Raw genomic sequence first — 26326 nt, forward strand, 5'->3', positions numbered from 1 at the left:
GCCGAGCGGACCGGGTTGCCGAAGTCCACGATCGGGCGGATCTGGCGGCGTTTCGACGTCCTCCCTCGACGGCCCGCGCGGCGTGTTCGTCCGCCCACCGCTCGGCGTCATCCACCGCGCGCGGGCTTGGTCTCCTGCCGGTCCGGACGGCCGGCTGTGCCTTCTCCTGCCCGGCGGCGACAATTCCGAACGACGCAGAACGACTCCGGACTCGACCGGTGGACCCCCTGGCAAAGATCGCCATTCCCGCGTGACGCACCGACTGAGGCTGGAATGATCAAAGGCCGGCCAACGCCCCGACCCTCCGACCAAAGAGTGGCTCCTATGACTGACCAGACGCCCGCATCTGACAGGCCAAAGCCCGCGATCGACACCACCACCCCGCATTCAGCAAGGGTGTGGAACTACTGGCTTGGCGGCAAGGACAACCACCCCGTCGACCGGCAGGTCGGTGATCAGGTCCGGGAGGTCTATCCGGGAATCGTAGACGTCGCTCGGCACTCCCGCGCTTTCTTGGGGCGGGCGGTGCGGTTCCTGGCTGGTGAGGCGGGGATCCGGCAGTTCCTGGACATCGGGACCGGGCTACCTACCGTCGACAACACCCATGAGGTCGCCCAGCGCGTCGCCCCCGAATCCAAGATCGTCTACGTCGACAACGACCCACTGGTGCTGTTGCACGCCCGCGCTCTGCTCACCAGCACCCCGCAGGGCGACTGTGACTACATCGACGCCGATGTACGCGACCCTGACAGCATCCTGACCCAGGCGGCCCGCACCCTGGACTTCACTCAGCCGATTGCCTTGATGATGCTGGGCATCCTAGGCAACGTGTGGGACGACGGGCAGGCGAGAGCGATCCGCGACCACCTGATGGCGGCACTACCATCGGGCAGCTACCTGGTTCTGGAAGACGGCACCAACGTCGTGGCCCCCGAGGCCGCCGCTCAAGCGGAGAAGACCCGCGCCGAGGCAGGCGACCCCTACCGGCTGCGCGCCCCCGAGCAAATCGCTGAGTTCTTCGACGGCTTGGAACTGCTTGAGCCGGGTGTGGTGTCGGTATCGCGCTGGCGGCCGGAGACCACCCCTTGGGGGCAGCCGGACGAGGTGGAGGCCTTCTGCGGTGTCGCCAAGAAGCCATGATGCCCCAGAGTGAGGTCTGGTGGTGGGTCCGACCCCGCTGACCGGCCCGTTCTTCTCACCACAACAGTCAGGTGCTGGCCTGCTCACGCATCGCTGCGGCTAAGGCGGGCGCCCAGGCGTTGATGGTCGCGAACCACTCGTCATACTCGTCGCTCGCGCGAGTCGGAAAGCCACAGCCGGCAAGAACCGCGGGCCGCTGCGCCAGCCCTCGCTACCATCTCTGGCGGCTTCTGTGCCCGCCCGGCGGCAAAGCGGCTGGGCGAAGTTTCCGGTCGCGATAGCCCCACCGACAAAACCCCCACGGGCCCCGGCCCCGGCCGGCTGACACCGCACGATCGAGAGGCGTCGATCAACGGTCGTTAGCCGACACTCCGTCGAGCGGTCGTCTTCATCCAGAGACCCAACGCGAAGTACGTGGCCATTCTCGGGGCGCTCGGCCGGGTCGTCAGGGCTTGCGTAGGATTCCGCCGTACTCGTAGATGCTGCGGTCCCGTTGGGAAGCGCCCTCGTACTGGGTCAGTTCGGCGGGGACCGGGGCCAGGGGTGGCTGCAGGTCCATCGGGCGCCAGCCCACCAGGTTGCACAGGCCGGGCTCGACCGGCTCCAGGCCGGTGAACAGCGCGTCGACCTCGGCAGGGGTACGGGTCTGCCACGGGATCCCGGCGCTGGTGACCTGTTCGGTCATCAGCGCACCCTTGGCCGGGTCGTCGCACACCACCTGCGAGAAGGTCAGGAAGCTGCCGGGCGTGGCCCGGTCCATGACGGTGTGCAGGACCCGGTGCGGGTCGTCGGAGTCGGGGAGATGGTGGCCGACGGACAAGAACAGCACCGCGACCGGCTCGTCGAAGTCGATGAGCCGTTTGACGTCCTGGTGGTCCAGGATCGAATCCTGGTCGCGGATATCGGCGGTGATGACCGTGGTGGAGGGTTTGTTGGCCAGCAGAGCCCGGCCGTGCACCAGCACGATCGGATCGATGTCCACGTAGACGACGCGGGCGTCCGGGGCGAACTGCTCGGCGACTTGGTGCACGTTGTTGTCGGTCGGCAGGCCGCAGCCCATGTCGATGAACTGCCGGATCCCGGTTTCGGCGAGGTAGCGGACGGCGCGATAAAGGAACAGGCGGTTCTGCCGGGTGATGTCCAACCCGGCGGGGAAGGACTTCAGCTGCCCCCTGATGAACTGCCGGTCGGCCTCGTAGTTGTCCTTGCCGCCCAGCAGCCAACCGTAGGCGCGAGCCGACGTCGGCACGTCCATGGGAATGTCTCCGACCGACGGTTCACCGTCGTAGCTCACTGCGCGCTCCCGTGCCTTGCATCGATGAGGAAATGCCCTTCGGAAGGGTACTCCGAACGCCCCGGTCGACGCCGATCTTTGCCGATCCCGGCAGCTGCAAGTCGTGAAATCGTGGATGTTGCTTCGGCGCCGGGCAGAAGGTCTCCCAGCTCACCCCCGCGTCGGGCCGTGGTTCCGACGCCTACCTGAGGGACCGGGGTAGATCGCTTCCACGCATTGGTCACGAGGAGAGGTATTTCAGGAAGCCGTTGGCGAGCGCCTTGGCGATTCGCTGGCGAAACTTCGGGTCCTTCAGCTTCGCGGCGTCACCGGGGTTCTGCATGTTGCCGCACTCGACGAACACCGAAGGCACCTTGGCCAGGTTGAGGCCACCTAGGTCATTGCGGACGCTGATGCCGTTCTTCCCGATGTAATTGGAGTACGGGATCCCCGTGTACTGGATGAACGCGTCCCGCATGTCCATACCGAGCTTCTTCGACGGGGAGACGATCTTGTTGGTGTGGCCTTTGATGAGCGCCGGCTCAATGATGTGAAACCCGTGCCCGCTGGCCTTCGCACCGTCGGCGTGGATCGACAGCGCCGCGTCGGCCTTGGCCTTGTTAGCGATCTCGGCGCGCTTGTCGATGCAGGGGCCCACACCGGTGTCGTTCGGACGGGTGAGCACCACAGTGGCGCCTTTGCCGCGCAGGATCATCTCAAGTCTTACGGCGACGTCCCAGGTGAACGCGTGCTCGGGATAGCCGTCGTCGGTCGCGGTGCCCGTGGTGTTGCAGGGCTTGCGCCCGGTGATCACGTCGACGGGCTTGTTGATGATCTCCGGGTGTTCGGCGTTCCCGCCGTTGTGGCCAGGGTCGAGCACGATCACCTTCCCCGCCAGCGGGGCCCCCGATGGTCGCACGCCTCCCGGCACGGATGTGGTTGCCGCGTTCACCGCAGAGGACTTCTGGGCAGCACCCGAGGAGGGGGCGTGCTCACACCCGGTGAGCGCGACGGTCAACGCCATGACGGCGCCCGTAGCGCCGGCAACGATTCTCACCAGTGATCCCGTGACGTGGACGACAGCACCTCACAGTCTGCACTGAAGCGCACAGGTCTGGCACAGCCGGGTGTGTTCCCGCAGGTTCAGCGTCGGAATGCCCATTCGAGACGGGGCTCGACCACCCAGCGGAACGTACGGGTCGACCGTCGTGGTCACGGCCGCGAATCCGCCGACTACCTATTGACAAAACTAAATTTTATATACAAACTCATTTTCACGATGAAGGACGTCCTGTACCTGGAACAGATCGAGCAGGCGGAGACCCTGCTCAAGCCCCAGCGCATTGAGGTGCTGCGGCAGCTCGCCGAGCCGCGTACCTGCACCGAGGTCGCCGCCCGCCTCGACCAGAGCGCGCAGCGGGTCTATTACCACGTCAAACGCCTGGTCGCGGCCGGTTTGGTGACTCAGGTGTCCGAACGCAAAGTCCGCGGCATCCACGAGGGCATCTACCAGGCCACCGCCCGCTCCTACTGGCTCTCGCCCCGTCTGGTCGGACGGATCGGTCTGCGCAAGGCGCAGGACGAGTTGGGTCTGGGCTACCTGCTGGATCTCGTGGAGGAGGTCCAATCTGACATCGCCGCGCTCGATCGGACCGCGCCCGAACTGCCCTCGGTCGGGGTGTCCGGCGAGATCCGGGTACCGCCGGAACGCCGCCAGGAGTTCCTGGCCGACCTGCAGACCACGCTGGCCGACCTGTTCACCCGGTACGGCGGCGCTGAGGGCGATGCCTTCAAACTCGCCGTCGCCTGCTACCCCAAAGGAGAAGACCGTGAGTGAGCCGATGATCCGCCGCGCCCGCGTGGCAGCGCCGATCAGTGACGTCCATCACGCCCTGACCGACGCCACTGCACTGCGGATCTGGCTGGCCGAACACGCCGAGGTCGACCTGCCGCACCGGTTCGAGTTCTGGGGCCGCCACACCCCGGAGGGCGAGGCACCCCACCAGCGGCTGCTGCACGTCGACGACCACACGCTGCGCTTCTCCTGGCTGCTGGACGGCGAGGACACCACCGTCGAGATCGGCCTGGCCGCCGACACCGAAGACGACAGCGCCGACGGCGACTCGACGATCATCACACTGTCGCAGACCCACTTCGAGTTCTCCGATGCCTTCACCGGCGCCGGCATCCGGGGCGTGTTGAACACCTTCTGGGCCCTGGCGCTGGCGAACCTGGTCGACTACCTCGAAGGCCGCGAGCCCACCCCCAGGTGCGACTTCACCTCCCAGCAGATGAACGCGCAGGTCCTCATCGACACCTCACCCGAGGAGGTGTTCGACTCGCTGATCGACTCCGACAAGACCAGCCGGTGGTTCGGCTGCCGCATCGACATCGAGCCGCACGTCGGCGGGCGCTACGCCATGGGCGGAGTGGACGCCCACCCCCACCCGGCGAAGATCCTGGACCTGGAACCCGGCCGCCGGCTGTCGGTGGACTGGGGCGGCCCCGGCGTCACCACCTGGGAACTCGACGGCACCGACGGCGCCACCCGGCTCACCCTGATCCAGAGCGGATTCGACACGCAGGAACCCCCCTACGCCGCCTGGAGCGGCATCCTCGCCGGCCTCGCCGAACTACGCCGCTTCCACGATCTCCCGCACTGGCGCCCCATCTGGCTCAGCTACGACCTCCCCGACACCACCACCATCAACGGCTGACAACACCCACGCGGGAAAACCCCACCGAATCAGGAGGAATGAAATGTTGCTCGAGAGCAAGAACGCAGTGATCTACGGCGCGGGCGGGTCGATCGGCGGCGCGGTCGCCCGGGCCTTCGCCCGCGAGGGGGCGACGGTCTTCCTGGCCGGTCGCACCCGGACGAGACTCGAGGTGGTCGCCGAGGAGATCCGGTCTGCCGGTGGGCTCGTCCAGACCGCCGAAGTCGATGCGTTGGACGAGCGGGCGGTCGATGAGCATGCCGACGCCGTGGCGGCCACGGCAGGCGGCATCGACGTGTCCTTCAATCTGATAGCGCACGGCGACGTGCACGGCACCCCGCTGGCCGAGATGGCGCCGGAGGACTTCATCCGGCCGGTCGTGACCGCCGTGCGGACGATGTTCCTGACCTCGCGGGCGGCCGCCCGCCACATGATCAGGCAGGGATCAGGTGTGATCTTGGCATTCGGCGGCGAAGGCGACCCGATGCGCGATTATTACATTGGAGGTAGCCAGGTCGCGTTCCACGCGGTCGAATGCATGCGGCGGCAGCTGGCCGCCGAGCTGGGACCGCACGGCGTGCGTGTGCTGACGATGCGAACGGGTGGCGTGCCCGAGTCTCTCCCCGAGGGCTTCGAAGGTCGCGAGGCGATCGTCGAGGGGATCGAGAAGCAAACGATGCTCGGGCGGGCCGCGTCGTTCGAGGACGTGGGCAACGTGGCGGCCTTCCTGGCCTCCGACCGAGCTCGTTCCATGACCGCGGCCACCGCCAACATCAGCTGCGGCGCGCTGGTCGACTAGGCAGTGTCCCGTGGATCATCTGGCAGCAGGCGGTGCAGCGATCAAGGGTTGTTTCGCGGTGAGAAGATGAGCATGAGCCGGTCGCTTAGCGCCCTGTATCCGAGGCGTTGGTAGATGTTGTTGCTGGTCGGGTTGGCGAGGTCGGTGAAGAGCACGACCTCGCGGGCACCGGCGTCCAAGGCTGTTTGGGTGAGGGTTGCGGTGATGGCGGCACCGAAGCCTTGGCGGCGGTGTCCGGGTGGGGTGTAGACGGGGGCGACGCGGGCCATGCCGGCCACCACGCGGGTCCGACCGGCCATGGACACTGGTACCCCTTCGACTTCCCACAGTGTGATGCCGCCGTAGTTGAGCTTGTCTTCGATCACCGTGGTGTTCACGCTCTCGGGTCCGAGGGACTCGTGGTGGAATGCCTCGTGCCAGGCCAGCACAAGGTCACGGTCGTGAGCCATGGCGATACGGGATGTCCCTTGTGGGAGGGGTTTGGGCTGGCTGAGGCGTTCCAGCCGGTACAGACGCTGATGCATCCCCACGTGGCTGGCTGCGCCTGTGTGGTCTTTCCATGTGGTCGCGAATGCCTGAGCCGCGGTCTGGTCGGCATTGACCCCGAGCAGGGGTATCTGCTGGTGGGCAAGGAACTCGGCGAGTTCTTGCGCCGCGGACTCGGGCATGGCGCTTAGAAGTAGCGGGTAGGGGCGGGTGTGCAGGAAGACTCCGCCGACAACGCCCGCTTCGGATTGCCACCAGCCAAAGCGGGCAGTGGCGTCGCCGTAGACATCGGTTCCTTGCGCCCGGAGGGTCTCGATCACACTGAGCGGCACGGTGTTCTCGGCGGGATCCGCGCGCAGGAACTCGCCCGCTTCCGCGAGGTACTCCTCAAGGTTCGTTGTGACAGTCCAGCCCATGCCCCATGATTGGCGAGATCGGAGCTTGCTCGCATCATGTTTTCCGCCGCACCGCCCCCCGGTCGGCGACGTCGAACGACTCGGCCAACGTGATCTCTACGGCAGCGACATGGTCGCGGTTCCAGATGGGCTCCAGCAGGCTGTTGGCGAAGCGGAACATCACGAGGTTCTGGACCGGCTCCTTGCCGAGGAAATGGTCGACACGCAGCAACCGCTCCGGGAAGTACAGGTGCAGCTCCGTATTGAGCCGCCGCGCGGAGATGAGGTCGTGGCCGAACGGCTTCTCCACCACCAGCCGGCCGCGGGTGTTCAGCCCCGCGGTGCTCAGTCCATCGGCTATCCGGGCGAACAAGTAGAGCCGTGGCGGCTTGCACTGCGGCGTGTTGTTGGTCGTACTCACGACTCATACACCGTACGCACGCGTCGTGATGCTCGCCACATTGTGTGGTGCGTTCACCGGACAACGTGGTGGCTTCGCCCTACTCCCCCGGCATCCAGGCTTCACCTGACGTGACGCTCGTGCGCCCGCGCGGGACATTCGATCCGATCACAGGTCCCGGATCTCCCGTTTCGGCCCCCGCACGAAAGGGCGACACATGCGTCGAGTTTCATTGGCACGGCTCGGCCTCGCCGTCAGCACCGGTCTGCTGCTCACGGTGGCGCCGGTCATGACGGCTCAGCCGGCGTCCGCGCAGGCCCCGACCCTCACCCAGGCGGTCACCGCGAAGCTGCTCAACCGGGCGACGTCCACCCCCGGATTCAGCACGGCCACCGCCCGCGACACTCAGGTCAACGTAATGCGCAAGTCGGCCAAGGGCTGGGCCTTCGGCTCGGCCGTGCTGGTCGCCCCGAAGAAGGAGGGCGCCGCTCCGGAGGGTTGGCTGTTCCTCGCCCACCGTAAGGCCGGCAGCTGGCAGATCACCTTCGAGGGCGAGAGCGCCTTCCGGCAGCTCTCCACGCGGGCACCGATCGTTGCCGGCCAGGAGAAGAAGCTCTTCGCGGACATGGGCACGCCCAAGAAGAGCGACGTCACGCCGATGTACGCGGGCGGTGACTACCGCACCGGCATGCGCCTGCCGTTCGCCGTCGGCCAGTCCTGGTACATGACCGGTGGCCCGCACGGCTGGAGCGGCTCCGACACCCCGTACAGCGCCATCGACCTTTCCGGCGGCGACGGCCGCGTGCTCGCCGCGCGCGGCGGCACCGCCTACACGATGTGCGGCAACGGCAGGGGATGGATCCGGGTGATCCACGACCGCGGCTACTCGACCGACTACTACCACCTGTACAACAACATCGCCGCGAACGGCCTGGGCGTGGGCGAGGGCGCCTTCCTCGGCAACATCGGCAACGACGTCTCGTGCGGCGGCTCCTCCTCCGGCGCCCACGTGCACTTCGCACTGCGGCAGAACAGCGCGTACGTCCCGGTGCACGGGCACAACTACGGCAAATGGGTGATCATACCGGGTTCGGGCGCGTACCAGGGCTACGCGCTGCACGGCAGCGCGCAGGTCAACGTCGGTGGTCTGCTCTACAACTACGGCGCTCTCGGGTTCACCCAGGGCGTGGTGGACGCCTACGGCGGCGGGAGCGTCAACAAGCGCTCGGGGCCGGGCACCGGCTACGGCCTCGTGGGCACCGTCGGTGACGGCGCCACGGTGAGCATCGCCTGCTCCGCCAACGGCACCACCCACACCGGCAGGTGGGGTACGACGAGTCTCTGGAACAAGCTCACCGACGGCACCTGGGTGAGCGACGCCTACCTCTGGACCGGCCTGTCCGGCCCGGTCAACGGCTGGTGCTGACCGGCACGCAGATCCGCTGACCATCGGCACCGGCCGTACGGCGCGCACCGTCCGGCCGGACACCGGCGGCGATGCCGGGCGGGGCCCTGCGGGGGCACCGCCCGGCTTTCATTGATCTCCTGTGCTCCGTGGGGCACGATGACGGGGCCAGTGCGCACCGTCACGACCCAGCACAGGAGCCAGCGTGATCCGCGTCGCGATCATGGACGATCATCCGGTGGCTCGGCGGGGCATGGCACAGATCCTTCTCGAGACGGGGCGGATCGAACTCTCGGTGTCGGCCGCCTCCCCCTCCGAGCTCGCCGAGTGGCTGAGCGCCGCCGCTCCCGGCGGGTCGCCGGACGTCGTGGTCCTCGATCTTTATTCGGACGGACTCTATTCGGACGGGCACGAGCCGTGCATGGCCTCGATCTCCGACTTCAGCGAGATGTCCCGGGTGCTCGTGATGTCCGCCTCCGGCCGTCCGGAGGATGTCGTGGGCGCCGTCCGGGCCGGCGCCACCGGCTATGTCACCAAGCACGCCAGTCCCGAGATGTTCGTCTCCGCGGTCGAGACGGTCGCGGCAGGGGGCTTCGCCCTGTCCTCTCAGCTGGCCGACATCCTGCACAGCGAGCTCGCCCGGAGCGCGGCCCACGCGAGCCGGCGGCGGTCCGGCCGCGCGACCGGCGGTGAGCTGTCGGCCCGGGAGGAGGAGACCCTGGGGCTGATCGCCCAGGGATTCACCCATGCCCAGGCGGCGAGCCGCATGGGGGTCAGCAAGGCCACCGTCGACACCTATGTCGAGCGGGTGCGCGCCAAGCTGCGGCTGGGCAACAAGGCGGAGCTGACGCGCGCGGCGCTCGCCAGACCGAACCGGCCACCGCTGCCGTGATCGCCGAAGCCGGAACCGCACCCGCGGAGCCGGTCACGGCCGCCGCTCTGACCGAACGGGCCCTGCTCAAGGCCCTGGCCTGGTTCCGCGTCGGTGGCCTGGTCCAGATCGCGATCGCCCTGGCGCTGAACCTGGCGCGTTATCCGCATGTCGGCCGGGTCCTGGTCATGGTCGGCGTCGTCGCCGCCGAGAGCGTCGTCCTGATCGCGGTCTGCACCGCCCGAGGGCGGGTGGCGCCCGGCTGGATCCTCGCGGACGTGCTGTTCTGCGCATCGAGCCTCGCCCTCGGCGCGGCCATGATCACGCCTTCGTACGGGCACTCCTGGGTGCACTTCATGTACCCGTTCACCATCATCACGTCCTTCGGCATCGGCGTCGCGTTCCGGCGGGTGACCACCATGGTCACGGTCACCGCCGTCCTGTCGCTCTCGTACGCGGTCTCCGCGATCGTCTTCCATCGGGACCCGATCTGGAACGTGCTGCCCAACGCCCTCAGCTACCACGCCAACACTCTCGTGGCCTGGACGGTGACGCGGCAGCTGCGCCGCAGCGGCCACGCGGCCGACGGCAGCCGGGCCGAGGCCATAGCGCGCGCCACCGAGCTGGCGGAGGAGCGAGAACGCTCGAAGCACGCGCGGATCCTGCACGACCACGCCCTGCAGACCCTCGAGACCATCGCGCAGGGGCCGTGGCTGGCGGACGCGGAGCTTCGCGCCCATGTCGGTGCGGAGGCGGCCCGGCTGCGCGCCCTCGTAGAGGGTGTCCGGCCCGATGCCGCGGGAGACCTGGAGGCGGAGCTGCACGCGCTCGTACGGCGCCTGGCGTGCACCGGCCTGCGGGTGACGTACAACGGCGCCCACCTGCGGAAGACGGACGGCCGGCGAACCCGGCTCTCGCCAGAGGTCTCCGCGGCAGTGGTCGACGCCGCGGGTGAGGCGCTGACGAACGTGGCCAAGCACGCCGGAGTCACGACGGCGACCCTCCACGCCCGCGCCGGGAATGACCGGCTGACCGTCACCGTCGTCGACCAGGGCCGTGGCTTCGATCCGGACGCCGTACGAGACGGCGGCGTCGGTCTGGAGATCTCCATCCGCCGGCGGATGCGCGACGTGGGCGGCGAGGCCCGCGTCGAGAGCTCCGCGGGTCAGGGGACCTGCGTCGAACTCACCGTGCCGCTGGCCTCCCCCGGCGCGGGGGATGCCCGGTCCCCGTCCCGGCGGTGAAAGCCCTTCGGCTCATTCATTCAGATTCCGCTCTCTCGCTGCCCGTCCGCAGTGTGAAGTCGGCCGGCCGAGACCGCTCTCACCGGGCGAGGGCGTCAGCGTCGCGAGCGCGGTGGCGGCGATGGCATCGGCGTCGCCGACGTCGATCATGCGGATCTCGGTGTCGGACCTGCTGTTGCCTGCAGTCATCGACGGCCGGCGGCGGACCCGATGATGCGGAGGCGCGTGTCAGCTCGTCGTCCAAGGCCGGAGCTTGTCGGGGTTGAGTATTGCCCAGATGTGCTTGATCTTGTCGCCTGCGACGTCGAACGCCATCACCACCACGGTGGCGCCGTCTTGCTGAGCCGCCAGACCGGGCTGACCGTTGACCGTGCGCTCCAGGATCGTCACGTTGGGTACCGCACTGGCCCGATCGGCGAAGAAACGCGCGATCTGCTCGGCGCCTTCGATCGGGCGGAGCTCGGCGCTGGCGAGGCCGCCGCCGTCGCCGGTCGCCGTGGCGTCGGGGTCGAGGGCCGATGAGGGCGTCGATGTCCTTGGCTTCCCATGCCTGCTTGAAGTCCCTGACGATGCCGGCCCTCTGGGCCGTCGGAGTCGCGGGAGCCGGCCGTCTCCTGGCTCGGATCGGGTGGTCATGGTGTCGACGACTCCCTTGGTCGCATCTGCCCTCAGCAGTTCGACGAGACATCGCACCGAACTGTGAGGTTGGCCCGTCGCCTCACATTCCGAGGGGTCGTGTCGTCGTACTGCTGAGACCGACACCATCCCGCGAACAGGAAAGCTCAGCGACATCGGGTCCCCCCGCGGCCGCGCTCAAGGCCGGCCGCGCCGTCTGACCCAGGCCGGCCACGGTAGGACACATGACGACTGGAAGTTCGCGGAGCGCGTCCCCCTCCTGGGTGTCATCGCCGTCACCGTCGCCGTCCGTGGGACTGCGGCGCGGACCGGCAATCCTGGGAGCATCCCTCGAACCGAGCCGAGTCGATGGGTGGGAACGGCGTCGGCGGGACGCCCTTCAGCGCGCCGATCATCGTGTCGTTCCAGATCGGCCCGGGAAGGGTGGCCCCAGCCACTGCCCCGTAGTATCGCCCGCCGATCGTCACCCCGATCAGCTTGTGGTCGCTGGAGCCGCGCGGGTCCCCAATGCTGACCGCCGCCGCCAGGTCAGGGGTGAAGCCGGCGAACCACGCGGTCGCGTAGTCGTCGGTGGTGCCGGTCTTGCCCGCCGCGTCGCGCCCGATGCCGCCGACGCCTCGCATCGTGCCCTTGGTGAAGACGCCGGACAGCACGTCGGCCGTGGCGTCCGCGATGCCGGGGTCGAGCACCTGGCGGCACTTCGGCCGGTACGTGGTGGCCCTGCCGTCGCGGTCGGTGATCCGGGTGATCGCCATCGGCGCGCAGTACTTGCCGCGCGCCGCGATCGCCGCGTACGCGTTGGCCACCGTCACCGGGTCCATCTCGTTGATACCGAGTGTGAACGTCTCGAACTCCTGCAGCTTGCGCCCGTCCGAGCGGCGGATGCCCAGCGACTTGGCCGTGGTGACCGTCCCGCAGAGCCCAACCCGCTGCTCCAGCTCCATGAAGAACGTGTTCACCGAGCTCCAGGTGCCGGTCCGCAACGTCTTCCATCCCGGGGAGCCTTCGTCGTTGGTGACCGTATGCGTCGGGTCACCGATGTTCTCGCCCTTGCAGTTCTTGAACGTCGAGTAGCCCGGCGCGCGGTACCCGGCACCCGCGCTCAGGCCGTCGTCGAGCTTCATGCCCGTCTTCAGCGCGTTGATCAGGGTGAAGACCTTGAACGTGGAGCCCGCCTGGAAGCCGACGCCGCCGCCGTGCTCGGCGTCCGCGACGAGGTTGTAGGACATCTCGTTCCTGGCCTTGCTGACGCCGTACCGCCTGCTCGCCGCCATGGCCCTGATCGCTCCGGTGCCCGGCTGGACCAGGGCCTCGGAGGCGACGGGGCCGTCGGAGGCGCGCACATACTTCCTGATCGCCCGATTCGCTGCCGCCTGCATGGCCGGGTCGATCGTGGTCCTGATCGTCAAGCCACCGCGGTTGAGCATCTCCAGTCGCGCCTCGGCCGTCTTGCCGAAGTCGGGGTTGCTCAGGATCTCGTGCCGGACGTACAGGCAGAAGTACGGATATTTACTGGACTCGCAGCCGCCGGGAATCTTCGTGCCCTTGTGGCCGAGCTTGGTGGCCTTCGCCGCGGCCGCCTCCTGTTGGGTGATCTTGCCCAGCTCGGCCATCCGGTTCAGCACGACGTCACGGCGGTTCAGCAGCCGATCGCGGTGCTTCGTGCCGAGGTTCGGGTCGGTGGCGTTCGGGTCCTGTACGGCGCCCGCCAGCGTCGCAGCCTGCGGCAACGTGAGCCTGCCGGCCTTGACGCCGAAGAAGCGCTTGGCCGCCGCCTCGACGCCGTAGGCACCGGCACCGAAGTAGGCGATGTTCAGATATTTCTCGAGGATCTGATCCTTGGCGTACTTCTTCTCGACCCCCATGGCGTACCGCAGCTCGTTCAGCTTGCGCGCATAGCTGGCCTCCAGAGCGGAGTTGCGCTCCGCTCCGGTGTCGGCGGAGTTGAGCAGCACCTGCTTGACGTACTGCTGGGTGATGCTCGACCCGCCCTGGCTCACCTTGCCTGCCTGCAGGTTCGTGGCCAGCGCCCGTATCGTGCCCTCGATGTCGATCGCTCCGTGCTCGTAGAAGCGGTAGTCCTCGATCGCGACGATCGCCGTCTTCATGGTCTCGGCGATCTCGTCGAAGGCGACGACCTCCCGGTACTCCTCGTAGAAGCGCGCGATCTCGCTCCCCTTGGCGTCCTGCACGATCGTGACCTCGGCCGGCGGCGGCTCGACCAGCTCGACCGGCCTGAGGTCGACCGCGTCCTCCGCCGACATGAACCCGAGGCCTGCGCCCCCCACTGCCGGAACCATGATCCCCGCCACGAGCACGCCCGCCACCGCGCCCGCGGCGGCGAGTCGTACGATCTTCGTCCCCCAACGTGACATCAGAGCCTGCCGAGGCCGCGGGCCAGGACGGTGGCGGTGTCCGCGATGATCTTGTCGTCGGCGGCCCCGGCGGATCGCTGGGCCAGTACGGCGGTCGCAGGCGCCGCCGCGGCCGAGGCTGCGCCTGCGAGTGCCGGGCAGGTTCGTGATCTTGGACGCGGTTGGTTCATGCTGTCTCCCGACCGGCCGTCAGCAGCAGGTGCGGGTCGATTGCACGGGTGAGGCGGCCACTGGAGGGGTGGCGGTGTGCGCCTCTTGGTCGGAGGCGATACGGCCGCGCAGCATGGTCTCCATGACGTTCATGAAACGCTGCGCCCTGGATTGGCCGATGGTGAACGGGTTCCCGGGTTCCGCAGACCCGCTGCGCAGTTCCTCCATGCGCTTCAGGCCGTGGTCGCAGGTTCCGTGGTTGTTCAGCTCAACGTCCACACCTGCCTGCCTCATCCGGGAGGCGAAGGCGAGTACAGAGGAGAGATGGGCCCGCTTGTCCGCGGTCGCGGCGGGCGGGTTGGTCCCACCCAGCAACATCGCGGTGTGCCGCCGCCCTTTCCACCGCACCGGGAAGATCGACGAGACGGTACCTGGCGTGTGTCCGGGCGTGTGATGGAACGCGACCGTCGTGTCGCCGAGGGTCAGCCTCTGACCGTCGGAGATTTCCAGGTCTCGGTTGGGAGCGTTGGCCGGGGGGTCGGCGGCGATGAGGTCCCAGTCGGCTGGGCCCATCATGACCCGGGCCCCGTACTGGTCGGCGAAGTACTGGGCGCCGCCGAAATGATCCCAGTGACCGTGGGCGGCCACCACATACTTGATCTTCGATGGGTCCACTCCCACGGAACTCAGCTGAGGAACAATGATCTTCTCGGCGTCGTCCGGTGACCCCAGCGCGTCGATGAGAATGACGCCCTGGGACGTGAGGAGCGCCGTGGCCGATACGAAGCCGGTGCTCACCACCGCCACGTTGTCGAAGATCCTCAGCGGCTCGGGTGCCTCCACAGGCGGCATCACATAGTCCGGGGCGAGCGCATCGACGAGGGCCAGCAGGACCGGATCGTTGCCGGCCAGTCTGGCTGCGCGGTCGTAGTAGTCCTGCGCGCTCTTGGGCGCGGTGGCCGATGCCTCGGCCTTGCGTCCCACCAGTGGCAGCAGTGGCAGGAGAGCCGCGGCTCCCAGCAAAGCACGGCGGGACGGGCCGGACTGCTCAACGGACATTCGGTTGTACCTGCTTTCACTTGCCCGGGGGTTTACGCGATCACGACCTCTGGTGGACGTCGATGCCGCCAGCAGACCAGAGCCGATCATGTGATGTCCAATATCGATATCGCTCTCGAATTGATCGAGAAATTGATATCGATGCTGCTCAAGTGGCATGTGACGAGCGAAGAGATCGCCCGGGAACGGCGATCAGGGGCGGCGGAGCCACTCCACGGCCAGCCGCGCGGCCGTCCCGATCACGGCGTCGGCCTGCGGCAGGACGGCGATCGGCAGCAGTGACCGGGTGAAGACCGCCACCGCGTACCGGCCGCCGTCCGGGTACTCCACCACGCCGACCTCGTTGCGGATCGTCGGCAGCGTCCCGGTCTTGCCGCTGACCACCACGTCGTCGTACGGGAAGCCGGACGACAGCCGGTGCGGCCAGACCTGGAGCCCGAACAGGCGGCGCATGGCCGCGCACTCGGCGGGCGGCGCGGCCTCGTCCCGCCAGATCAGGCCGAGCAGCCGGGTCATCTCGCGGGAGATACTGCGGCTCGTCCGGTGCGGATCGAGGGCGCGCAGGCGGCCGAGCACGCCGGGCTCATCCAGCCAGGACCACACCTCCCCCAGCGTCGTCGCCCCGGCGTCGGCGAGCAGCATGTCGAGCAGATCGCGACCGCTACCCTCGACCACAGTGCCGGGCAGGCCCAGCGCGGCGGCGGTCGCGTTGACCGCGTCCAGCCCGACCCGGTCCAGCACCGCGTCGGCGGCCGTGTTGTCGCTGACGGTGATCATGAGGCAGGCGAGGTCGCGCAGGGACATGCGCACCTCGTCCAGCAGCGCGGACACGCCGGTCGGCCCGATGGTGCGGTCCTCGGGACGCAGCGTGACGGGTTCGGTCGGGTCGAGCAGGCCGTCCGCCGCCTGCCGGTGGAAGGCGACGAGCAGCGGCACCTTGAAGACAGAGGCGAGCACGACCGGCTCGTCGGCGCGGACCGCGACCTCCCGTCCGGTTTCGATATCGATGGCGTGGAGGAATCCCGTCACCCCGGCGTCGCGGAACGCCGCTTCGATCCGCACGCGCACGTCCGACCGGAGCTCACGGGGCGTGATCTCGCGGGGGGCGCTCATGCCAGGAAGCCCGAGGCCGGGCGCTGGACGACGCGGCGGACGGGCGCGCCGTCCAGCGGCGTCATGCCCGCCTCGCGGGGCAGCACGGCATTCGCGATGGCGGTGAAGTCGGCGATGGCGCGGGCCTGCTCGGGATCCCGGGCACGCCGCCACACGCAGGACGTACGCCAGGTGAGCGGCTCGCCGAGCAGCGGACGCCACGTCGCCCCGGCGACGTCGTCGGTACGCGCGACCAGCGCCACGGCCGTCCCGGAGAGGACGAGCCCCAGCGCGAACTGCGGATGCCGCGCCTCGTGGACGGCGGGCGGTGCGTACCCGTGGCGGCGGCACGCGGCCAGCAGTTCGTCATACGTCCCTGGCGCCTCCTCGCGCGGGAAGACGGCCAGGTCGTGCCCGGTGAGGTCGGCGAGGTGGACCTCGGCGGAGGCGGCGAGGTCGGAGTCGGCGGGCAGCAGCACGCCGACCGGCTGGCCGAGCATCGGCCCGAGTTCCAGATCGCGGGTGTCGCACGGGTGCCGGACGATCCCGGCGTCGAGCGCGCCCTCGGCCAGCGCGCGGATCTGCTCGGCCGTCCCGGTCTCGCGCAGGTCGAGGCGCAGGTCCGGGCGGTGCTGGCGGAACGCGGCGATCAGCGCGGCGACGATCGGCCCCCCGAGGTCGCTCGGCAGGCCGGCGCGCACCTCGCCGACCTCGCCGAGGCGCGCCCGCTCGGCGAGGGCATAGACGCGGTCCACGCGGGTGAGGATCTCACGAGCATCCTCCAACAGCAGCCTCCCCGGCGCGGTGAGCTCCACCTTCCGGCTCGACCGCTCGAACAGCCGCACGCCGAGTTCCTTCTCCAGCCGCTGGATCCGCTGGCTCAGTGGTGGCTGGGCCATGCCGAGACGCTCCGCCGCGTGGCCGAAGTGGAGTTCTTCGGCGACGACGACGAAACAGTTCAGATGCCCCACCAGGTTCACGAGCAGCGATCATATCAATCCACGTATAACTGTCACATTCATATGAGTCTTGGACTTTTCGCTGGTCAGCTGCTGTCCTTAGGGCCCTGACGAAGGTTGCCGGAGAGAGAGGAGTCCGATGATGCGCCGATCCCGCATGGTCGCCGCCGCGATCGCGGCCGTGGCCGTGCTCGTGGGGGCGGGAGCGGTGTGGTTCCTGCGCGACGACGAAGGGCCACAGCAGACCGCGAAGCGTTACCTCGCGGCCTGGAGCGGCGGCGACTTCGCCGCGATGCGCGCCCTGACCGACCATCCGCCCGCCGATTTCGAGACACGGTTCGCCCGCATGCGAGACGACCTGGGCGTCACGCGGCAGCGCTACGAGGTCGCCTCGGTCGAAGGGCCCAATGACGACGAGGCGGGCGGCTCGTACAGCGCTGAGCTGACGCTGTCGGGTGGACGAGTCTGGAAGTACATCGGCTCACTGTCGTTCACCAAGCGGGGCGGCAAGTGGCGTGTGGCGTGGTCTCCGCAGGTCATGCACCCGACCCTCAAGGAAGGGCAGCGACTTCGCGCCGCGCGGACGTGGCTCACTCGGGCGGACGTCCAGGCGGCGGACGGCAGCAGCCTGAGCGGTTCGCCGTCCGGGTCCGTCCAGCAGCTCGTCGGCCCGCTCGGCCCCGCGTCCGCCGACGTCGCGAAGAAGCTCGGCGCCCCGTACCGTGCGGGCGACCCGATCGGCGTGGACGGTCTCCAGCGGCAGTACGAGCGTCGCCTCGCCGGTACGCCCGCCCTCGCCGTCCAGATCGTCGGCGCGGACGGCAAGCCGGTGCGGACGCTCCAGCGGTTCGGCGGCGCCGAGGGCAAGCCCCTGCGGACGACCCTCGACCAGAAGGCACAGCGCGCCGCCGGTGCGGCCATCGGCGAGGTGGCCAAGCCCGCGTCGCTGGTCGCGCTGCGTCCATCCACCGGGGAGATCCTCGCCGTGGCGAACAAGCCCGGCGGCTACAACCGGGCGCTGATGGGCCAGTACCCGCCCGGCTCGACGTTCAAGGTGGTCACGGCGGCGGCGCTGGTCGCGGGCGGCATGGACGCCGGGACCCGCGTCGGCTGCCCGGCCACCACCATGGTCGGGGGCCGCTCGTTCCACAACTACCACCACGAGGACTTCGGGACGGTACCGCTCCGCGAGGCGTTCGCGCATTCGTGCAACACCACGTTCGCGCGTCTCGCCGTGGACCGGCTCGGCGAGCGGCAGCTGGGTCAGGTCGCCGCCCAGTTCGGTTTCAACGCCCCGATCGTCGCGGGGCTCCCCGCCGTCCGGGCCGCGTTCCCGGACAACAAGGACGACGCCTCCTTCGCCGCCGCCGCGTTCGGGCAGGGACAGGTCCTCACCAGCCCGCTGAACATGGCGAGCGTCGCGGCGGCCGCCGCCGACGGCGTATGGCGCTCGCCCCGCCTGGTCGACGCCTCACTCGCGTCCCAGGCCTTGGATGCCAAGGGCCGCAAGCCCGAGCCGCCGCACAAGCTGCAACCCGCCGTGGAGCGGGCGCTGCACTCCCTCATGCCCGCCGTCGTCAGCGAGGGGACCGCAGCCGGCGTCGGCTTCCCGTCCGGGACGGCGGGCAAGACCGGCACCGCGGAGTTCGGGGAGGGCGACGACCCGCCCACGCACGCCTGGTTCATCGGCTACCGCGGCGACCTGGCGTTCGCCGTGATCGTCGAGGGCGGCGGGACGGGCGCCGAAGCCGCCGCCCCCATCGCGGCGAGGTTCCTCAGGGCCGCCGGGTGAGGGGACGGGCGCAGGCCGCCGCCGACACCGCCCCGAGGACGGCGAGCGCGGCCAGCGCGGTGGTCGCCCCCGCCGGCCCGGCGTCGAAGAGCGCTCCGACCACGAGACCGCCCGCGAACACGGTGATGCCGGAGAGAAATGAGAACACCCCGAGGTGGGCGCCCACCCGCTCGGGAGGCGCGTACCGGGCGATGGACTGGAAGATCGAGGGCTGCATGAGGCCCTGCCCCGCTCCCCCCAGCGCGGCGACAGCCACCAGGCCGACGGCCTGCGGCAATCCGCCCCCGTCCAGCGGAAGGAGCACCAGGTAGCACGCGCCCATCAACAGCATCCCCGCCTGGAGAACGCGCGGACGGTCGGCGCGACTGCCGGTGGCGCACCACGGCTGCACCAGGGCCGTGACCGCGGCGGCGACGCAGAAGAACAGGGTCGTCCAGCCCGGCCCGAAGCCCCTGAGGGGTACGACCGTCGTCGTCGCTCCGGCGAGCAGCATGCTGGCGGCGGTCGCCACGGCGAAGCGGAGGAACGCCCGGTCGCGGGCGACGGTGGCCACGCCACGGAGCGTCTCCACCCCCGTACCGGCTCGGGGACGACAGAGGGCTTGATCCGCCCCCGGGCCGGGCGAGGTGCGGGGGCGGCGGCGCTGGACCAGGAACAGGGAGAGGAACAGGGTGCCGGCGATCGCCCAGCACAGTGCGGCGCCGGCCGCGAGGGGGCCGAAGCCGCCGCCATTCAGGACGGCGAGCCCGGCCAGCGGCGCGACCACGGCCGTGACCTGCCCGCTGACCAGGTAGGCGGCGAAGCCGCCGGGACGCCGCGCGGGGGACGTTCCGGCGATGAGGGCCTGTACGGCCGGCTGGTAGAGCGAGCCGCCCGCACCGAGCAGGCAGGCCGCGCCGAGCAGGCCGAGTGGGCCGTCCGCCGTCGCCAGCAGCGCGAAGCTCGCCACGCGGAGCCCGCACGCGAGCACCCCGGAGAGGGGCGGCCCGAGCACGTCGGTCAGCGCACCCAGCAGCGGCTGCAGCACGGACTGGACGAGGAACCGGGTGCCGAGCACCAGGCCGATCGTCCCGGCGAGCAGTCCCGCGTCGTCCCGCAGATGGGCCACGAGGTGCCCCATCACCGCGTAGTAACCGAGCGCCGTGGCGACCTGCACGCCGATGACGACCGCGATCGCCTGGCGGTCCGCAGCGTCCCGCCCGGCTGAACGCGGCGTGCCGGCGGGGCGGGACGTACGGAGGGCGGCCATGCCGCCGGTGGGCATCCGGTGGCGTCCTAACGGATCCTGCCGAGCCCGAGCCCGAGCCCGAGGGCGGCGACGGTCATGCCGGTGTCCACGTGGTCCTTCATGATGGGTGAATTGTCCACGATATCGTCACTCGTGTAGTGGATGCCCCATTTCATCAGCCCGGGATCGGACTTGCCGGCACGCCCTCGCGACCCGGATTCGTCTCCTGCCTGGAGGTGGTGAAGCAGGTTAGGTGAGATCGGAGACGATCTGCTTTGTGGTTTCGGCGATCAGGGAGTCTTTGGGCGGGGTGTTGTATCCGGATCGGTCGGACATGATGGCCACCACGAGCGGGGCGGTGTGGGGCGGCCACACGATGGCGATGTCGTTGGCCCTGCCGTAGTCGCCGGTTCCGGTCTTGTCAGCCACCGTCCATCCCTTGGGAAGCCCGGCCCGGATGCGTTTGGCTCCGGTGGTGTTGCGTTCGAGCCAGTCTTTGAGCAGGGCGCGTTTGTCAGCGGTCAGCGCGTCACCAAGCACGAGCTTGTGGTGGTCGGCGGCGATCGCCCGGGGAGTGGTGGTGTCGCGCGGGTCCTTCGGGCCGACTCTGTTCAGCTCCGGCTCGTAGTCGTCCATGCGGCTGATGGTGTCTCCGAGTCCGCGCAGATAGGCGGTCAACTGCGCCGGACCGCCGATGTCGCGCATCAGCAGGTTGCCCGCCGTGCCGTCGCTGTAGCGGATGGCGGCATCGCACAGTTGCCTGATGGTCAATCCGGTCGCGACGTGATCCATGGTGATCGGCGAGATGGAGTTGACGTCGGCCTTGGTGTAGGTGACGCGCTTGTCCAGGTGACTGAGTGGGTTTCGGTGCAAGACCGCCGCCGCGGCGAGTGTCTTGAAGGTGGAGCAGAACGCGAAACGCTCGTCCGCACGGTAGGCCACCGTCGCGCCGGTACCGGTTGCCAGGGCGTACACGCCCAGACGGGCACCGTGCTTGCGTTCGAGCGCCGCGAACTGCGAACTGTCCGGGGAACTCGTCGGGGAGCTGACAGAGCGGCGACCCGGCGCCGGGGATGACCCGGAGGCTGGGCGATCACCTGCGTCGCACCCCGCCAGTGGCAGGAGAGCTGCGGCTACCAGCACAGCACGGCGGGACGGGCCGGACTGCTCAAAGGACATTCGGTAGTGCCTGCTTTCACTTGCCTGTGGCTCTACGTGATCACGACCTCGGGTGGACGTCGATGCCGTCTAGCAGACCAGAGCCGATCATGTGATGTCCAATATCGATATCACTCTCGAATTGATAATTGAATTGATATCAAAGCTGGTCAAGCGGTGAGGGGGAAACACCGGTCGGATCCCATCAGGCGTCGTGGCCGAACCATGCCGGGAGTGGTTCGCGGTATTGCCGCCAGATGCTTGGGATGCTGGGAGCGCGCGCCCCGATGATGCCGCCCACGATCGCCGCGGTGGTGTCCCTGTCACCGCCGACCGCGGCGCAGGTCCGTACGGCTGTCTCGTAGTCGTTCAGGTGCTGAGCGGCTACCCACAGCGTGAACGGCACTGTGTCTTCCGCCGTGATCCGAGAGCCGTTGCCAAGCTGCGCTGCGGCCTCCTGGGCGCTGATGGCCGGCAGCTTCCGAGCCTGTTCCACACCTTGCCTGACGAGGCCGTTCGTCAGGTGATCGAGCACGGCCTCGAAGATGTCGTGCGGTCCGGGACCCGCGACGTGTGAGGCGGCCACAGCGATCGCCACGGCGCCCGCGATGCCCTCGGCGTGGGTGTGGGTGACTTCAGCGGACGCGGCCGCCTCGGTGGCGGCCAGCAGGTGAGGGCGCGTTCAGCCGCATTGAAGACCATGGCGGCCATCCTCCGGCTGAGCCGAGGGATGCGCAAAACGCCGAACTCGGAAGACGGGCCAGGTCACGCGGAGCCCTGGCCGATTGACGGGAGGTTCCGGGTCAAGTGGCAGGGGACGGGTCGGGCAATGTCCGGGGGAAGGCCCGCCGGTAGTCGCTCGGCGATACCCCGATGTGTTTGAGGAAGTGGTGGCGGAGGTTGTTCGGCGTGCCGAGGCCGCTCAGTTCCCCGATCTTCTCGATCGGCAGGTCTGTGGATTCCAGAAGACTTTGGGCGCGTCCCAGGCGCTGATGGAGCAGCCACTGCAAAGGTGTCGTCCCCGTGGCCGCGTGGAGCTGCCGGTAGAGCGTTCGGGGGCTCATTGCGGCCCGCTGGGCCAGGTCCTCGACCGTCAGTGGTTGGTCCAGGTGGGCTCGGGCCCAGTCCAGTACGGGGCCCAGTCCTTTGTCGTCGGTGGTGGGCACGGACAGGTCGATGAACTGGGCTTGGCCGCCGGGGCGGTGGGCGGGTACCACCATCCGGCGGGCCAGTTGGTTGGCGATGTGCGCGCCGAGGTCGCGGCGTACGAGATGGAGGCAGAGGTCGAGTCCGGCGGTGAGCCCGGCGCTGGTGAGCACGTCACCGTCGTCCACGTACAGCACGGAGTCGTCGACGTGTACCTTCGGGTAGCGCTCGGCCAGTTGAGCGGTGTGCATCCAATGGGCGGTGGCGCGGCGTCCGTCGAGCAGTCCCGCCTCGGCGAGTGCGAAGGCGCCGGTGCACAGGGAGACCATGCGGGCACCTGCGTCGTAGGCGCGGCGCAGGGCCGTGATCAGCGCCTGTGGCAGCGGTCTGCCCTCCTCGACGCAGGGGTCGGGCACCGAGGGCACGATGACCGTGTCGGCGCCGGCCAGGTCGTCGAGCCCGTAGCGGGTTTGCAGCGTCAGCCCGGCACCGGCCGGTGCGCCGTCCTGCGGCCGCTCTCCGGTTCCGCATAGCCGCAGGTCGTACCAGGGGTCGGCCAGATCGGGCTGCGGCTTCCCGAAGACGGTGCAGGGGATGCTCAACTCGTACAGGTCCCAGGAGGGGACCCCGATCTCCTCGGTCACGACCACGGCGACGGAACCAGCACTCATACCCCGAAGGGTATGGCAGGAATTTGGGGTCGGCCGTCATCCCTGTCACTTTCTTGAGCCGTCGCGCGCTGCGAGCGTGGTCCGTACGTGATCAACCGCCGCAGGCGGATGTACAAGGAGTTGTGGCATGAGTTCTGATCGTCTGGCCGTAACCGTCGTCGGGTTGGGCTCGATGGGCTCGGCGCTGGCGGCCGCGTTGCTGGAGCGGGGCCACCCGACCACCGTGTGGAACCGCTCGCCGCACAAGGCCCAGCCGCTGGTCGACCGGGGTGCCCGCCTGGCCGCGACACCCGAGGAGGCGATCGCGGCGAGCCCGCTCACCATCGCCTGCGTGCTCGACTACGAGGCACTGCACACCGTCCTCGACCCCGTCGCCGGCTCCCTCGCGGGCAAGGTCCTGGTCAACCTCACCTCCGGCTCCCCCGAGCAGGCGCACGAGGCCGTCGCGTGGGCCCGGTCGCACGGCGCCGATTACCTCGACGGCGCGATCATGACCACCCCGCCCGGCGTCGGCAGCCCCGAGATGATGTTCCTGTACAGCGGTTCACGCGCCGTCTTCGAAGCCCACCGGCCGACCCTGGCAACCCTGGGCGACCCCCTGTACCTGGGCGACGACCTTGGCCTGGCCTCCCTCTACGATGCCGCTCTGCTCGGCCTGATGTGGTCCACCATGACCGGCTGGCTGCACGGCACCGCGCTGGTCGGCGCGGAGAAGACAGAGGCCACGACCTTCACCCCCGTCGCGATCCGCTGGCTGACCGCCGTGGCCGGGTTCCTGACCACGTACGCCTCCCAAGTGGACGCCGGCCGCTACCCGGGCGACGACGCCACCGTCGACGTACAGATCGCGACGATCGACCACCTCATCCACGCCGCAGCGGCGCGCAACATCGACAACGCGCTGCCCGAGCTCTTGAAGACCACCATGGAACGGGCCAAGGCCGCCGGCCACGGCTCCGACAGCTACGCGAGCGTGATCGAGGTCTTGAAGAACCCGGCGGGCGGCGAATGACCGCGACACCGACGGCCTTGGCCGATCCCTCGCATAATCAGATACCCGCCACCGGCGCCGGTCCATGGCCGGACCTGTTGTCCGCCGCAACCGGCGAGTGCCTGGATGCCCTTCTCACGGGAACCGACCAGAACTGGTCGAGCCCCGCAGGCGACCTCGAATGGACCTGCCGCCAGACCCTCGACCACCTCGCCCTCGGCCTGGTCGGCTACGCGGGCCTGCTCATCGCCCGCCCCACCGACCGCTACATCACCCTCTTCGCGTCACTCGACCCCCAAGCCCCCGTTCACACCTGCCTGGAAGGCATCCGCATCGCCGCATCCCTACTCACCTCGACCGTCCGCGACACGACTGCGGAAGCCCGGGCGTGGCACCCCTGGGGCCACTCCGACGCCGCTGGTTTCGCCGCCATGGGGGTCACCGAACTGGCCGTCCACACCTATGACATCACCCGCGCCCTCGGCCTCTCCTGGACCCCGCCCGAGGGCCTCAGCGCCGCCGTCCTCACCCGCCTCTTCCCCGATGCCCCTTCCGGGCACGGCCCATCCGACACCCTCCTGTGGTGCACGGGCCGCATTCGACTTCCCGGGCTACCCCGGCGCGAGGACTGGCAGTGGGACGGCACCGTGCGCTGAGAAGCTGTAGTCCGTCCCGATCTGTCACCGCCTCTGCCATGATCACCGGCAGTGCCGACAGGACGGGAGCAGGACATGGTCGAGCGGGCCGCGCGGCGGGTCGTCGAGGAGATCGTCGCGAGCGCGCCGGCGGGCTGGTCCCACGCGGTGCTGGCCAGCACGGCGGGCCGGGGCGGCGTCTCGGTGTCCGGCGGCTACGCCGTCCCCGGCGCGCCCCTTTGGCGCAACCCGGTGCCCAGCCCCTTCATGGAGCTGGAGAGGCTGGCGGAGGCGGTGCGGGAGGTCCGGGGCTGGGAACGCACCAGCCTGGAGATCGTGTGCCGGCCATCCGGGGAGTACGGGCTGGTCGCGTTCGCGGACGTGATCACCAGCCTGCGCGGACGGGGCGGCGGTTTCCAGGCCGTCCTGGACCCCGGCTACCGGCTGCCCCAGCCCGGTTCCGGGCAAGAGGAGGGCACGACCGCCCCGGCGGGCGATCCCGAGCTGGCGGTGGCGCGGTTCCGCGAGTACATGGAACGGCGCGCCGCGATCCTGGGGCGGCCCGAGCAACTACCGCCACCCGCGTCCGCCGCCGCACTCAACGAGGCCGAACGCCGCATCGGCCGGCCCCTGCCCGCCGACCTGCGAGCGCTGTACCTGATCGCCGACGGCGACGGCATCGGCTACGAGCACCGCTACCTGCTCGGGGGCAACGCCTGGCTGGCGCTGGAAGACCTGGTCGCCGACCACGCCGACCAGCACGAGCCGGTCTGGTTCGGCTGGGAGCTGGCCTGGGACTCGGTCGTCTTCGACGCCGAACCGCCCGACACCGTCCGGCGCCGCGGCGGGCACCCGGCCTGGCTACCCTTCGGCACCGGCGAGGACGGCAACTACCTGGCGGTGGACCTGGCCCCGGCCCGAAACGGCCACCCCGGCCAGGTCATCCGCATCGGCCGCGACTACGACGGCGGCCCGGCCTACCTCGCCGACTCGGTGACCTCGCTGCTCGGCCGCCATCTGGAGCTGCTGGAGCAGGGAGCCTACGAAGCAGAACGGCGACCACATCTCCCTACTGGAACCCGCCCGCAGCCTCGGCCCCGAAAGGATCGTCGGCGAGATCCCCGGCCAGGTCCCGCCCGGCCTTCAAGCCATCCACATCAACGACGCCGCGAGCCCGGTCGATCTGGCCCCGCTCACCGCCGCCCCGAACCTGCGGCTGCTGCACCTCAACCGCTGCGCCGCCGCCGACCTGGCGCCGGTCCGCGCGCTGCCCGTCGAGTCCCTGCGCGTCACCCTGGACGGCGGCAACCTGACCCCGCTCGAAGGCCACCGCGACCTCACCTCCCTGGACCTGGGCACCACCACCCCGATCGACATCGCCCCGCTGCGCACCGTCCCGAACCTGCGCTGCCTGGACCTCTCCCGCGCCGACGTTCGCGACCTGACCGTCCTGACAGACCTGCCCGACCTGCGCTACCTGGCCCTCACCGCGCGGCAGTGGACCATCCTGCTGGACGAGGGCAAGGCACCGCCCACCCTCGCCGCCGCCCGCCTGGCCGACGACGACGCCCCTCTCGACGAGGCCCTGACCTGGTCGGCGCGCCTCGGCCTGGACACCGGGGGCGCGCTCCGCACCACCGGCACCCTTCCCACCTGAAGCGCAGATAGGAGCCACGGCGTTTCTGCCGCAGACCAGGCGCAGGT

Annotated in this window: 27 protein-coding genes; 11 read left to right on the top strand and 16 right to left on the bottom strand. The window is 69.4% G+C overall.

The genetic code is table 11. From position 1 onward, the window contains the following. Nucleotides 1-324 precede the first annotated feature (324 nt). The gene (locus HKK74_RS17725) at nucleotides 325-1140 is read left to right on the top strand and encodes an SAM-dependent methyltransferase (protein ID WP_187244417.1); all 816 of its coding nucleotides are present in this window, start codon (nucleotides 325-327) and stop codon (nucleotides 1138-1140) included. 445 nt (nucleotides 1141-1585) lie between these two features. On the opposite strand, the gene HKK74_RS17730 is transcribed toward HKK74_RS17725, so the two are convergent. Next, nucleotides 1586-2395 (bottom strand): SAM-dependent methyltransferase, encoded by an 810-nt coding sequence (locus tag HKK74_RS17730; protein WP_187244333.1) that lies wholly within the window; start codon nucleotides 2393-2395, stop codon nucleotides 1586-1588. Nucleotides 2396-2654: 259 nt separating this feature from the next. After that, nucleotides 2655-3437 (bottom strand): N-acetylmuramoyl-L-alanine amidase, encoded by a 783-nt coding sequence (locus tag HKK74_RS17735; protein WP_187244418.1) that lies wholly within the window; start codon nucleotides 3435-3437, stop codon nucleotides 2655-2657. A gap of 48 nt (nucleotides 3438-3485) precedes the next feature. Between HKK74_RS17735 and HKK74_RS17740 the strand changes: the two genes are divergently transcribed. Genes HKK74_RS17740 through HKK74_RS17750 form a run of 3 tightly spaced genes read left to right on the top strand, consistent with a single transcriptional unit; the run spans nucleotide 3486 to nucleotide 5929 of the window. Beyond that, nucleotides 3486-4250, top strand: coding sequence for an ArsR/SmtB family transcription factor (locus HKK74_RS17740; RefSeq protein WP_312881579.1), 765 nt, complete (start codon nucleotides 3486-3488; stop codon nucleotides 4248-4250). After that, nucleotides 4243-5130 (top strand): SRPBCC family protein, encoded by an 888-nt coding sequence (locus HKK74_RS17745; RefSeq protein WP_187244334.1) that lies wholly within the window; start codon nucleotides 4243-4245, stop codon nucleotides 5128-5130. The genes HKK74_RS17740 and HKK74_RS17745 overlap by 8 nt, the downstream gene beginning before the upstream one ends. A 43-nt stretch (nucleotides 5131-5173) precedes the next feature. Beyond that, entirely contained in the window at nucleotides 5174-5929 is a 756-nt protein-coding gene (locus HKK74_RS17750) for an SDR family NAD(P)-dependent oxidoreductase (RefSeq protein WP_187244335.1), read from the top strand. Nucleotides 5930-5970: 41 nt separating this feature from the next. Here the strand turns inward: HKK74_RS17750 and HKK74_RS17755 are convergent, their stop codons facing one another. Both HKK74_RS17755 and HKK74_RS17760 read right to left on the bottom strand, forming a co-directional pair. Beyond that, nucleotides 5971-6831, bottom strand: coding sequence for a GNAT family N-acetyltransferase (locus HKK74_RS17755; protein WP_187244336.1), 861 nt, complete (start codon nucleotides 6829-6831; stop codon nucleotides 5971-5973). 34 nt (nucleotides 6832-6865) lie between these two features. Further along, nucleotides 6866-7231 carry a hypothetical protein gene (locus HKK74_RS17760; protein WP_187244337.1) on the bottom strand — a complete coding sequence of 122 codons (366 nt, stop codon included), beginning with the start codon at nucleotides 7229-7231 and terminating at the stop codon, nucleotides 6866-6868. Nucleotides 7232-7427: 196 nt separating this feature from the next. On the opposite strand from HKK74_RS17760, the gene HKK74_RS17765 reads away from it, so the two are divergent. The 3 genes from HKK74_RS17765 (at nucleotide 7428) to HKK74_RS17775 (ending at nucleotide 10730) form a co-directional block, all read left to right on the top strand. Then, nucleotides 7428-8636 carry a M23 family metallopeptidase gene (locus HKK74_RS17765; RefSeq protein ID WP_222722398.1) on the top strand — a complete coding sequence of 403 codons (1209 nt, stop codon included), beginning with the start codon at nucleotides 7428-7430 and terminating at the stop codon, nucleotides 8634-8636. A gap of 184 nt (nucleotides 8637-8820) precedes the next feature. After that, nucleotides 8821-9507, top strand: coding sequence for a response regulator (locus HKK74_RS17770; protein ID WP_187244338.1), 687 nt, complete (start codon nucleotides 8821-8823; stop codon nucleotides 9505-9507). Beyond that, nucleotides 9504-10730: a sensor histidine kinase gene (locus HKK74_RS17775; RefSeq protein ID WP_187244339.1), complete on the top strand. Its 1227-nt coding sequence runs from the start codon at nucleotides 9504-9506 to the stop codon at nucleotides 10728-10730. Before HKK74_RS17770 ends, HKK74_RS17775 begins: the two co-directional genes overlap by 4 nt. 12 nt (nucleotides 10731-10742) lie before the next feature. On the opposite strand, the gene HKK74_RS17780 is transcribed toward HKK74_RS17775, so the two are convergent. From HKK74_RS17780 to HKK74_RS17810, 7 genes are all read right to left on the bottom strand, one after another. Beyond that, on the bottom strand, nucleotides 10743-10880 hold the full coding sequence (locus tag HKK74_RS17780) for a hypothetical protein (protein ID WP_187244340.1): 138 nt from the start codon (nucleotides 10878-10880) through the stop codon (nucleotides 10743-10745). 78 nt (nucleotides 10881-10958) lie between these two features. After that, entirely contained in the window at nucleotides 10959-11120 is a 162-nt protein-coding gene (locus tag HKK74_RS39115) for a hypothetical protein (RefSeq protein ID WP_222722399.1), read from the bottom strand. A gap of 521 nt (nucleotides 11121-11641) precedes the next feature. Continuing rightward, complete coding sequence (locus HKK74_RS17790; protein ID WP_187244341.1) at nucleotides 11642-13741, bottom strand: transglycosylase domain-containing protein; 2100 nt, start codon at nucleotides 13739-13741, stop codon at nucleotides 11642-11644. Continuing rightward, nucleotides 13741-13911 (bottom strand): hypothetical protein, encoded by a 171-nt coding sequence (locus HKK74_RS17795; RefSeq protein WP_187244342.1) that lies wholly within the window; start codon nucleotides 13909-13911, stop codon nucleotides 13741-13743. Before HKK74_RS17795 ends, HKK74_RS17790 begins: the two co-directional genes overlap by 1 nt. 19 nt (nucleotides 13912-13930) lie before the next feature. Beyond that, nucleotides 13931-15109 carry an MBL fold metallo-hydrolase gene (locus HKK74_RS17800; RefSeq protein ID WP_246491673.1) on the bottom strand — a complete coding sequence of 393 codons (1179 nt, stop codon included), beginning with the start codon at nucleotides 15107-15109 and terminating at the stop codon, nucleotides 13931-13933. Nucleotides 15110-15142: 33 nt separating this feature from the next. Continuing rightward, nucleotides 15143-16063, bottom strand: a complete 921-nt coding sequence (locus tag HKK74_RS17805) for a serine hydrolase (protein WP_187244344.1) — start codon at nucleotides 16061-16063, stop codon at nucleotides 15143-15145. Beyond that, entirely contained in the window at nucleotides 16060-17022 is a 963-nt protein-coding gene (locus HKK74_RS17810; protein WP_187244345.1) for a LysR family transcriptional regulator, read from the bottom strand. The genes HKK74_RS17805 and HKK74_RS17810 overlap by 4 nt, the downstream gene beginning before the upstream one ends. 118 nt (nucleotides 17023-17140) lie before the next feature. Between HKK74_RS17810 and HKK74_RS17815 the strand changes: the two genes are divergently transcribed. Beyond that, nucleotides 17141-18793, top strand: coding sequence for a penicillin-binding transpeptidase domain-containing protein (locus HKK74_RS17815; protein WP_246491674.1), 1653 nt, complete (start codon nucleotides 17141-17143; stop codon nucleotides 18791-18793). Here HKK74_RS17815 and HKK74_RS17820 read toward each other — a convergent pair. The 5 genes from HKK74_RS17820 to HKK74_RS17835 all read right to left on the bottom strand — a co-directional run bounded on the left by HKK74_RS17820 (nucleotide 18777) and on the right by HKK74_RS17835 (nucleotide 22996). Beyond that, nucleotides 18777-20057 (bottom strand): MFS transporter, encoded by a 1281-nt coding sequence (locus HKK74_RS17820; protein ID WP_187244346.1) that lies wholly within the window; start codon nucleotides 20055-20057, stop codon nucleotides 18777-18779. The two genes, HKK74_RS17815 and HKK74_RS17820, sit on opposite strands and share 17 nt — an antisense overlap. Nucleotides 20058-20068: 11 nt before the next feature. Further along, nucleotides 20069-20197 (bottom strand): hypothetical protein, encoded by a 129-nt coding sequence (locus HKK74_RS40880; RefSeq protein WP_281397804.1) that lies wholly within the window; start codon nucleotides 20195-20197, stop codon nucleotides 20069-20071. 73 nt (nucleotides 20198-20270) lie between these two features. Continuing rightward, nucleotides 20271-21200: a class A beta-lactamase gene (gene bla / locus HKK74_RS17825; RefSeq protein WP_187244347.1), complete on the bottom strand. Its 930-nt coding sequence runs from the start codon at nucleotides 21198-21200 to the stop codon at nucleotides 20271-20273. A gap of 184 nt (nucleotides 21201-21384) precedes the next feature. Further along, on the bottom strand, nucleotides 21385-21849 hold the full coding sequence (locus HKK74_RS17830) for an ADP-ribosylglycohydrolase family protein (protein ID WP_187244422.1): 465 nt from the start codon (nucleotides 21847-21849) through the stop codon (nucleotides 21385-21387). A gap of 133 nt (nucleotides 21850-21982) precedes the next feature. Continuing rightward, a complete protein-coding gene (locus HKK74_RS17835; RefSeq protein WP_187244348.1) occupies nucleotides 21983-22996 on the bottom strand; it encodes a GlxA family transcriptional regulator in 1014 nt (337 codons plus the stop codon). A 127-nt stretch (nucleotides 22997-23123) separates the two neighbouring features. Here HKK74_RS17835 and HKK74_RS17840 point away from each other — a divergent pair, with 127 nt between their 5' ends. The 3 genes from HKK74_RS17840 to HKK74_RS17850 are packed head-to-tail and all read left to right on the top strand — an operon-like array spanning nucleotide 23124 to nucleotide 26290. Beyond that, nucleotides 23124-24008: an NAD(P)-dependent oxidoreductase gene (locus tag HKK74_RS17840; protein ID WP_187244349.1), complete on the top strand. Its 885-nt coding sequence runs from the start codon at nucleotides 23124-23126 to the stop codon at nucleotides 24006-24008. Next, nucleotides 24005-24643, top strand: coding sequence for a maleylpyruvate isomerase N-terminal domain-containing protein (locus tag HKK74_RS17845; protein WP_187244350.1), 639 nt, complete (start codon nucleotides 24005-24007; stop codon nucleotides 24641-24643). Before HKK74_RS17840 ends, HKK74_RS17845 begins: the two co-directional genes overlap by 4 nt. Nucleotides 24644-24694: 51 nt before the next feature. Beyond that, complete coding sequence (locus HKK74_RS17850) at nucleotides 24695-26290, top strand: SMI1/KNR4 family protein (RefSeq protein WP_222722400.1); 1596 nt, start codon at nucleotides 24695-24697, stop codon at nucleotides 26288-26290. Nucleotides 26291-26326 lie beyond the last annotated feature (36 nt).

It is taken from the genome of Actinomadura alba (genome assembly GCF_014323705.1).
Lineage (GTDB): Bacteria > Actinomycetota > Actinomycetes > Streptosporangiales > Streptosporangiaceae > Actinomadura_C > Actinomadura_C alba.

Bases quoted from the DNA above. Each gene is read 5' to 3' on its own strand.
- HKK74_RS17755 (WP_187244336.1), bottom strand. From the start codon at position 6,831: ATGGGCTGGACTGTCACAACGAACCTTGAGGAGTACCTCGCGGAAGCG.
- HKK74_RS17725 (WP_187244417.1), top strand. From the start codon at position 325: ATGACTGACCAGACGCCCGCATCTGACAGGCCAAAGCCCGCGATCGAC.
- HKK74_RS17730 (WP_187244333.1), bottom strand. From the start codon at position 2,395: ATGGACGTGCCGACGTCGGCTCGCGCCTACGGTTGGCTGCTGGGCGGC.
- HKK74_RS17780 (WP_187244340.1), bottom strand. From the start codon at position 10,880: ATGATCGACGTCGGCGACGCCGATGCCATCGCCGCCACCGCGCTCGCG.
- HKK74_RS17735 (WP_187244418.1), bottom strand. From the start codon at position 3,437: ATGGCGTTGACCGTCGCGCTCACCGGGTGTGAGCACGCCCCCTCCTCG.
- HKK74_RS17765 (WP_222722398.1), top strand. From the start codon at position 7,428: ATGCGTCGAGTTTCATTGGCACGGCTCGGCCTCGCCGTCAGCACCGGT.
- HKK74_RS17795 (WP_187244342.1), bottom strand. From the start codon at position 13,911: ATGAACCAACCGCGTCCAAGATCACGAACCTGCCCGGCACTCGCAGGC.
- HKK74_RS17800 (WP_246491673.1), bottom strand. From the start codon at position 15,109: ATGCCACTTGAGCAGCATCGATATCAATTTCTCGATCAATTCGAGAGC.
- HKK74_RS17790 (WP_187244341.1), bottom strand. From the start codon at position 13,741: ATGTCACGTTGGGGGACGAAGATCGTACGACTCGCCGCCGCGGGCGCG.
- HKK74_RS17805 (WP_187244344.1), bottom strand. From the start codon at position 16,063: ATGAGCGCCCCCCGCGAGATCACGCCCCGTGAGCTCCGGTCGGACGTG.
- HKK74_RS40880 (WP_281397804.1), bottom strand. From the start codon at position 20,197: ATGAAATGGGGCATCCACTACACGAGTGACGATATCGTGGACAATTCA.
- bla (WP_187244347.1), bottom strand. From the start codon at position 21,200: ATGTCCTTTGAGCAGTCCGGCCCGTCCCGCCGTGCTGTGCTGGTAGCC.
- HKK74_RS17835 (WP_187244348.1), bottom strand. From the start codon at position 22,996: ATGAGTGCTGGTTCCGTCGCCGTGGTCGTGACCGAGGAGATCGGGGTC.
- HKK74_RS17820 (WP_187244346.1), bottom strand. From the start codon at position 20,057: ATGCCCACCGGCGGCATGGCCGCCCTCCGTACGTCCCGCCCCGCCGGC.
- HKK74_RS17840 (WP_187244349.1), top strand. From the start codon at position 23,124: ATGAGTTCTGATCGTCTGGCCGTAACCGTCGTCGGGTTGGGCTCGATG.
- HKK74_RS17845 (WP_187244350.1), top strand. From the start codon at position 24,005: ATGACCGCGACACCGACGGCCTTGGCCGATCCCTCGCATAATCAGATA.
- HKK74_RS17815 (WP_246491674.1), top strand. From the start codon at position 17,141: ATGATGCGCCGATCCCGCATGGTCGCCGCCGCGATCGCGGCCGTGGCC.
- HKK74_RS17750 (WP_187244335.1), top strand. From the start codon at position 5,174: ATGTTGCTCGAGAGCAAGAACGCAGTGATCTACGGCGCGGGCGGGTCG.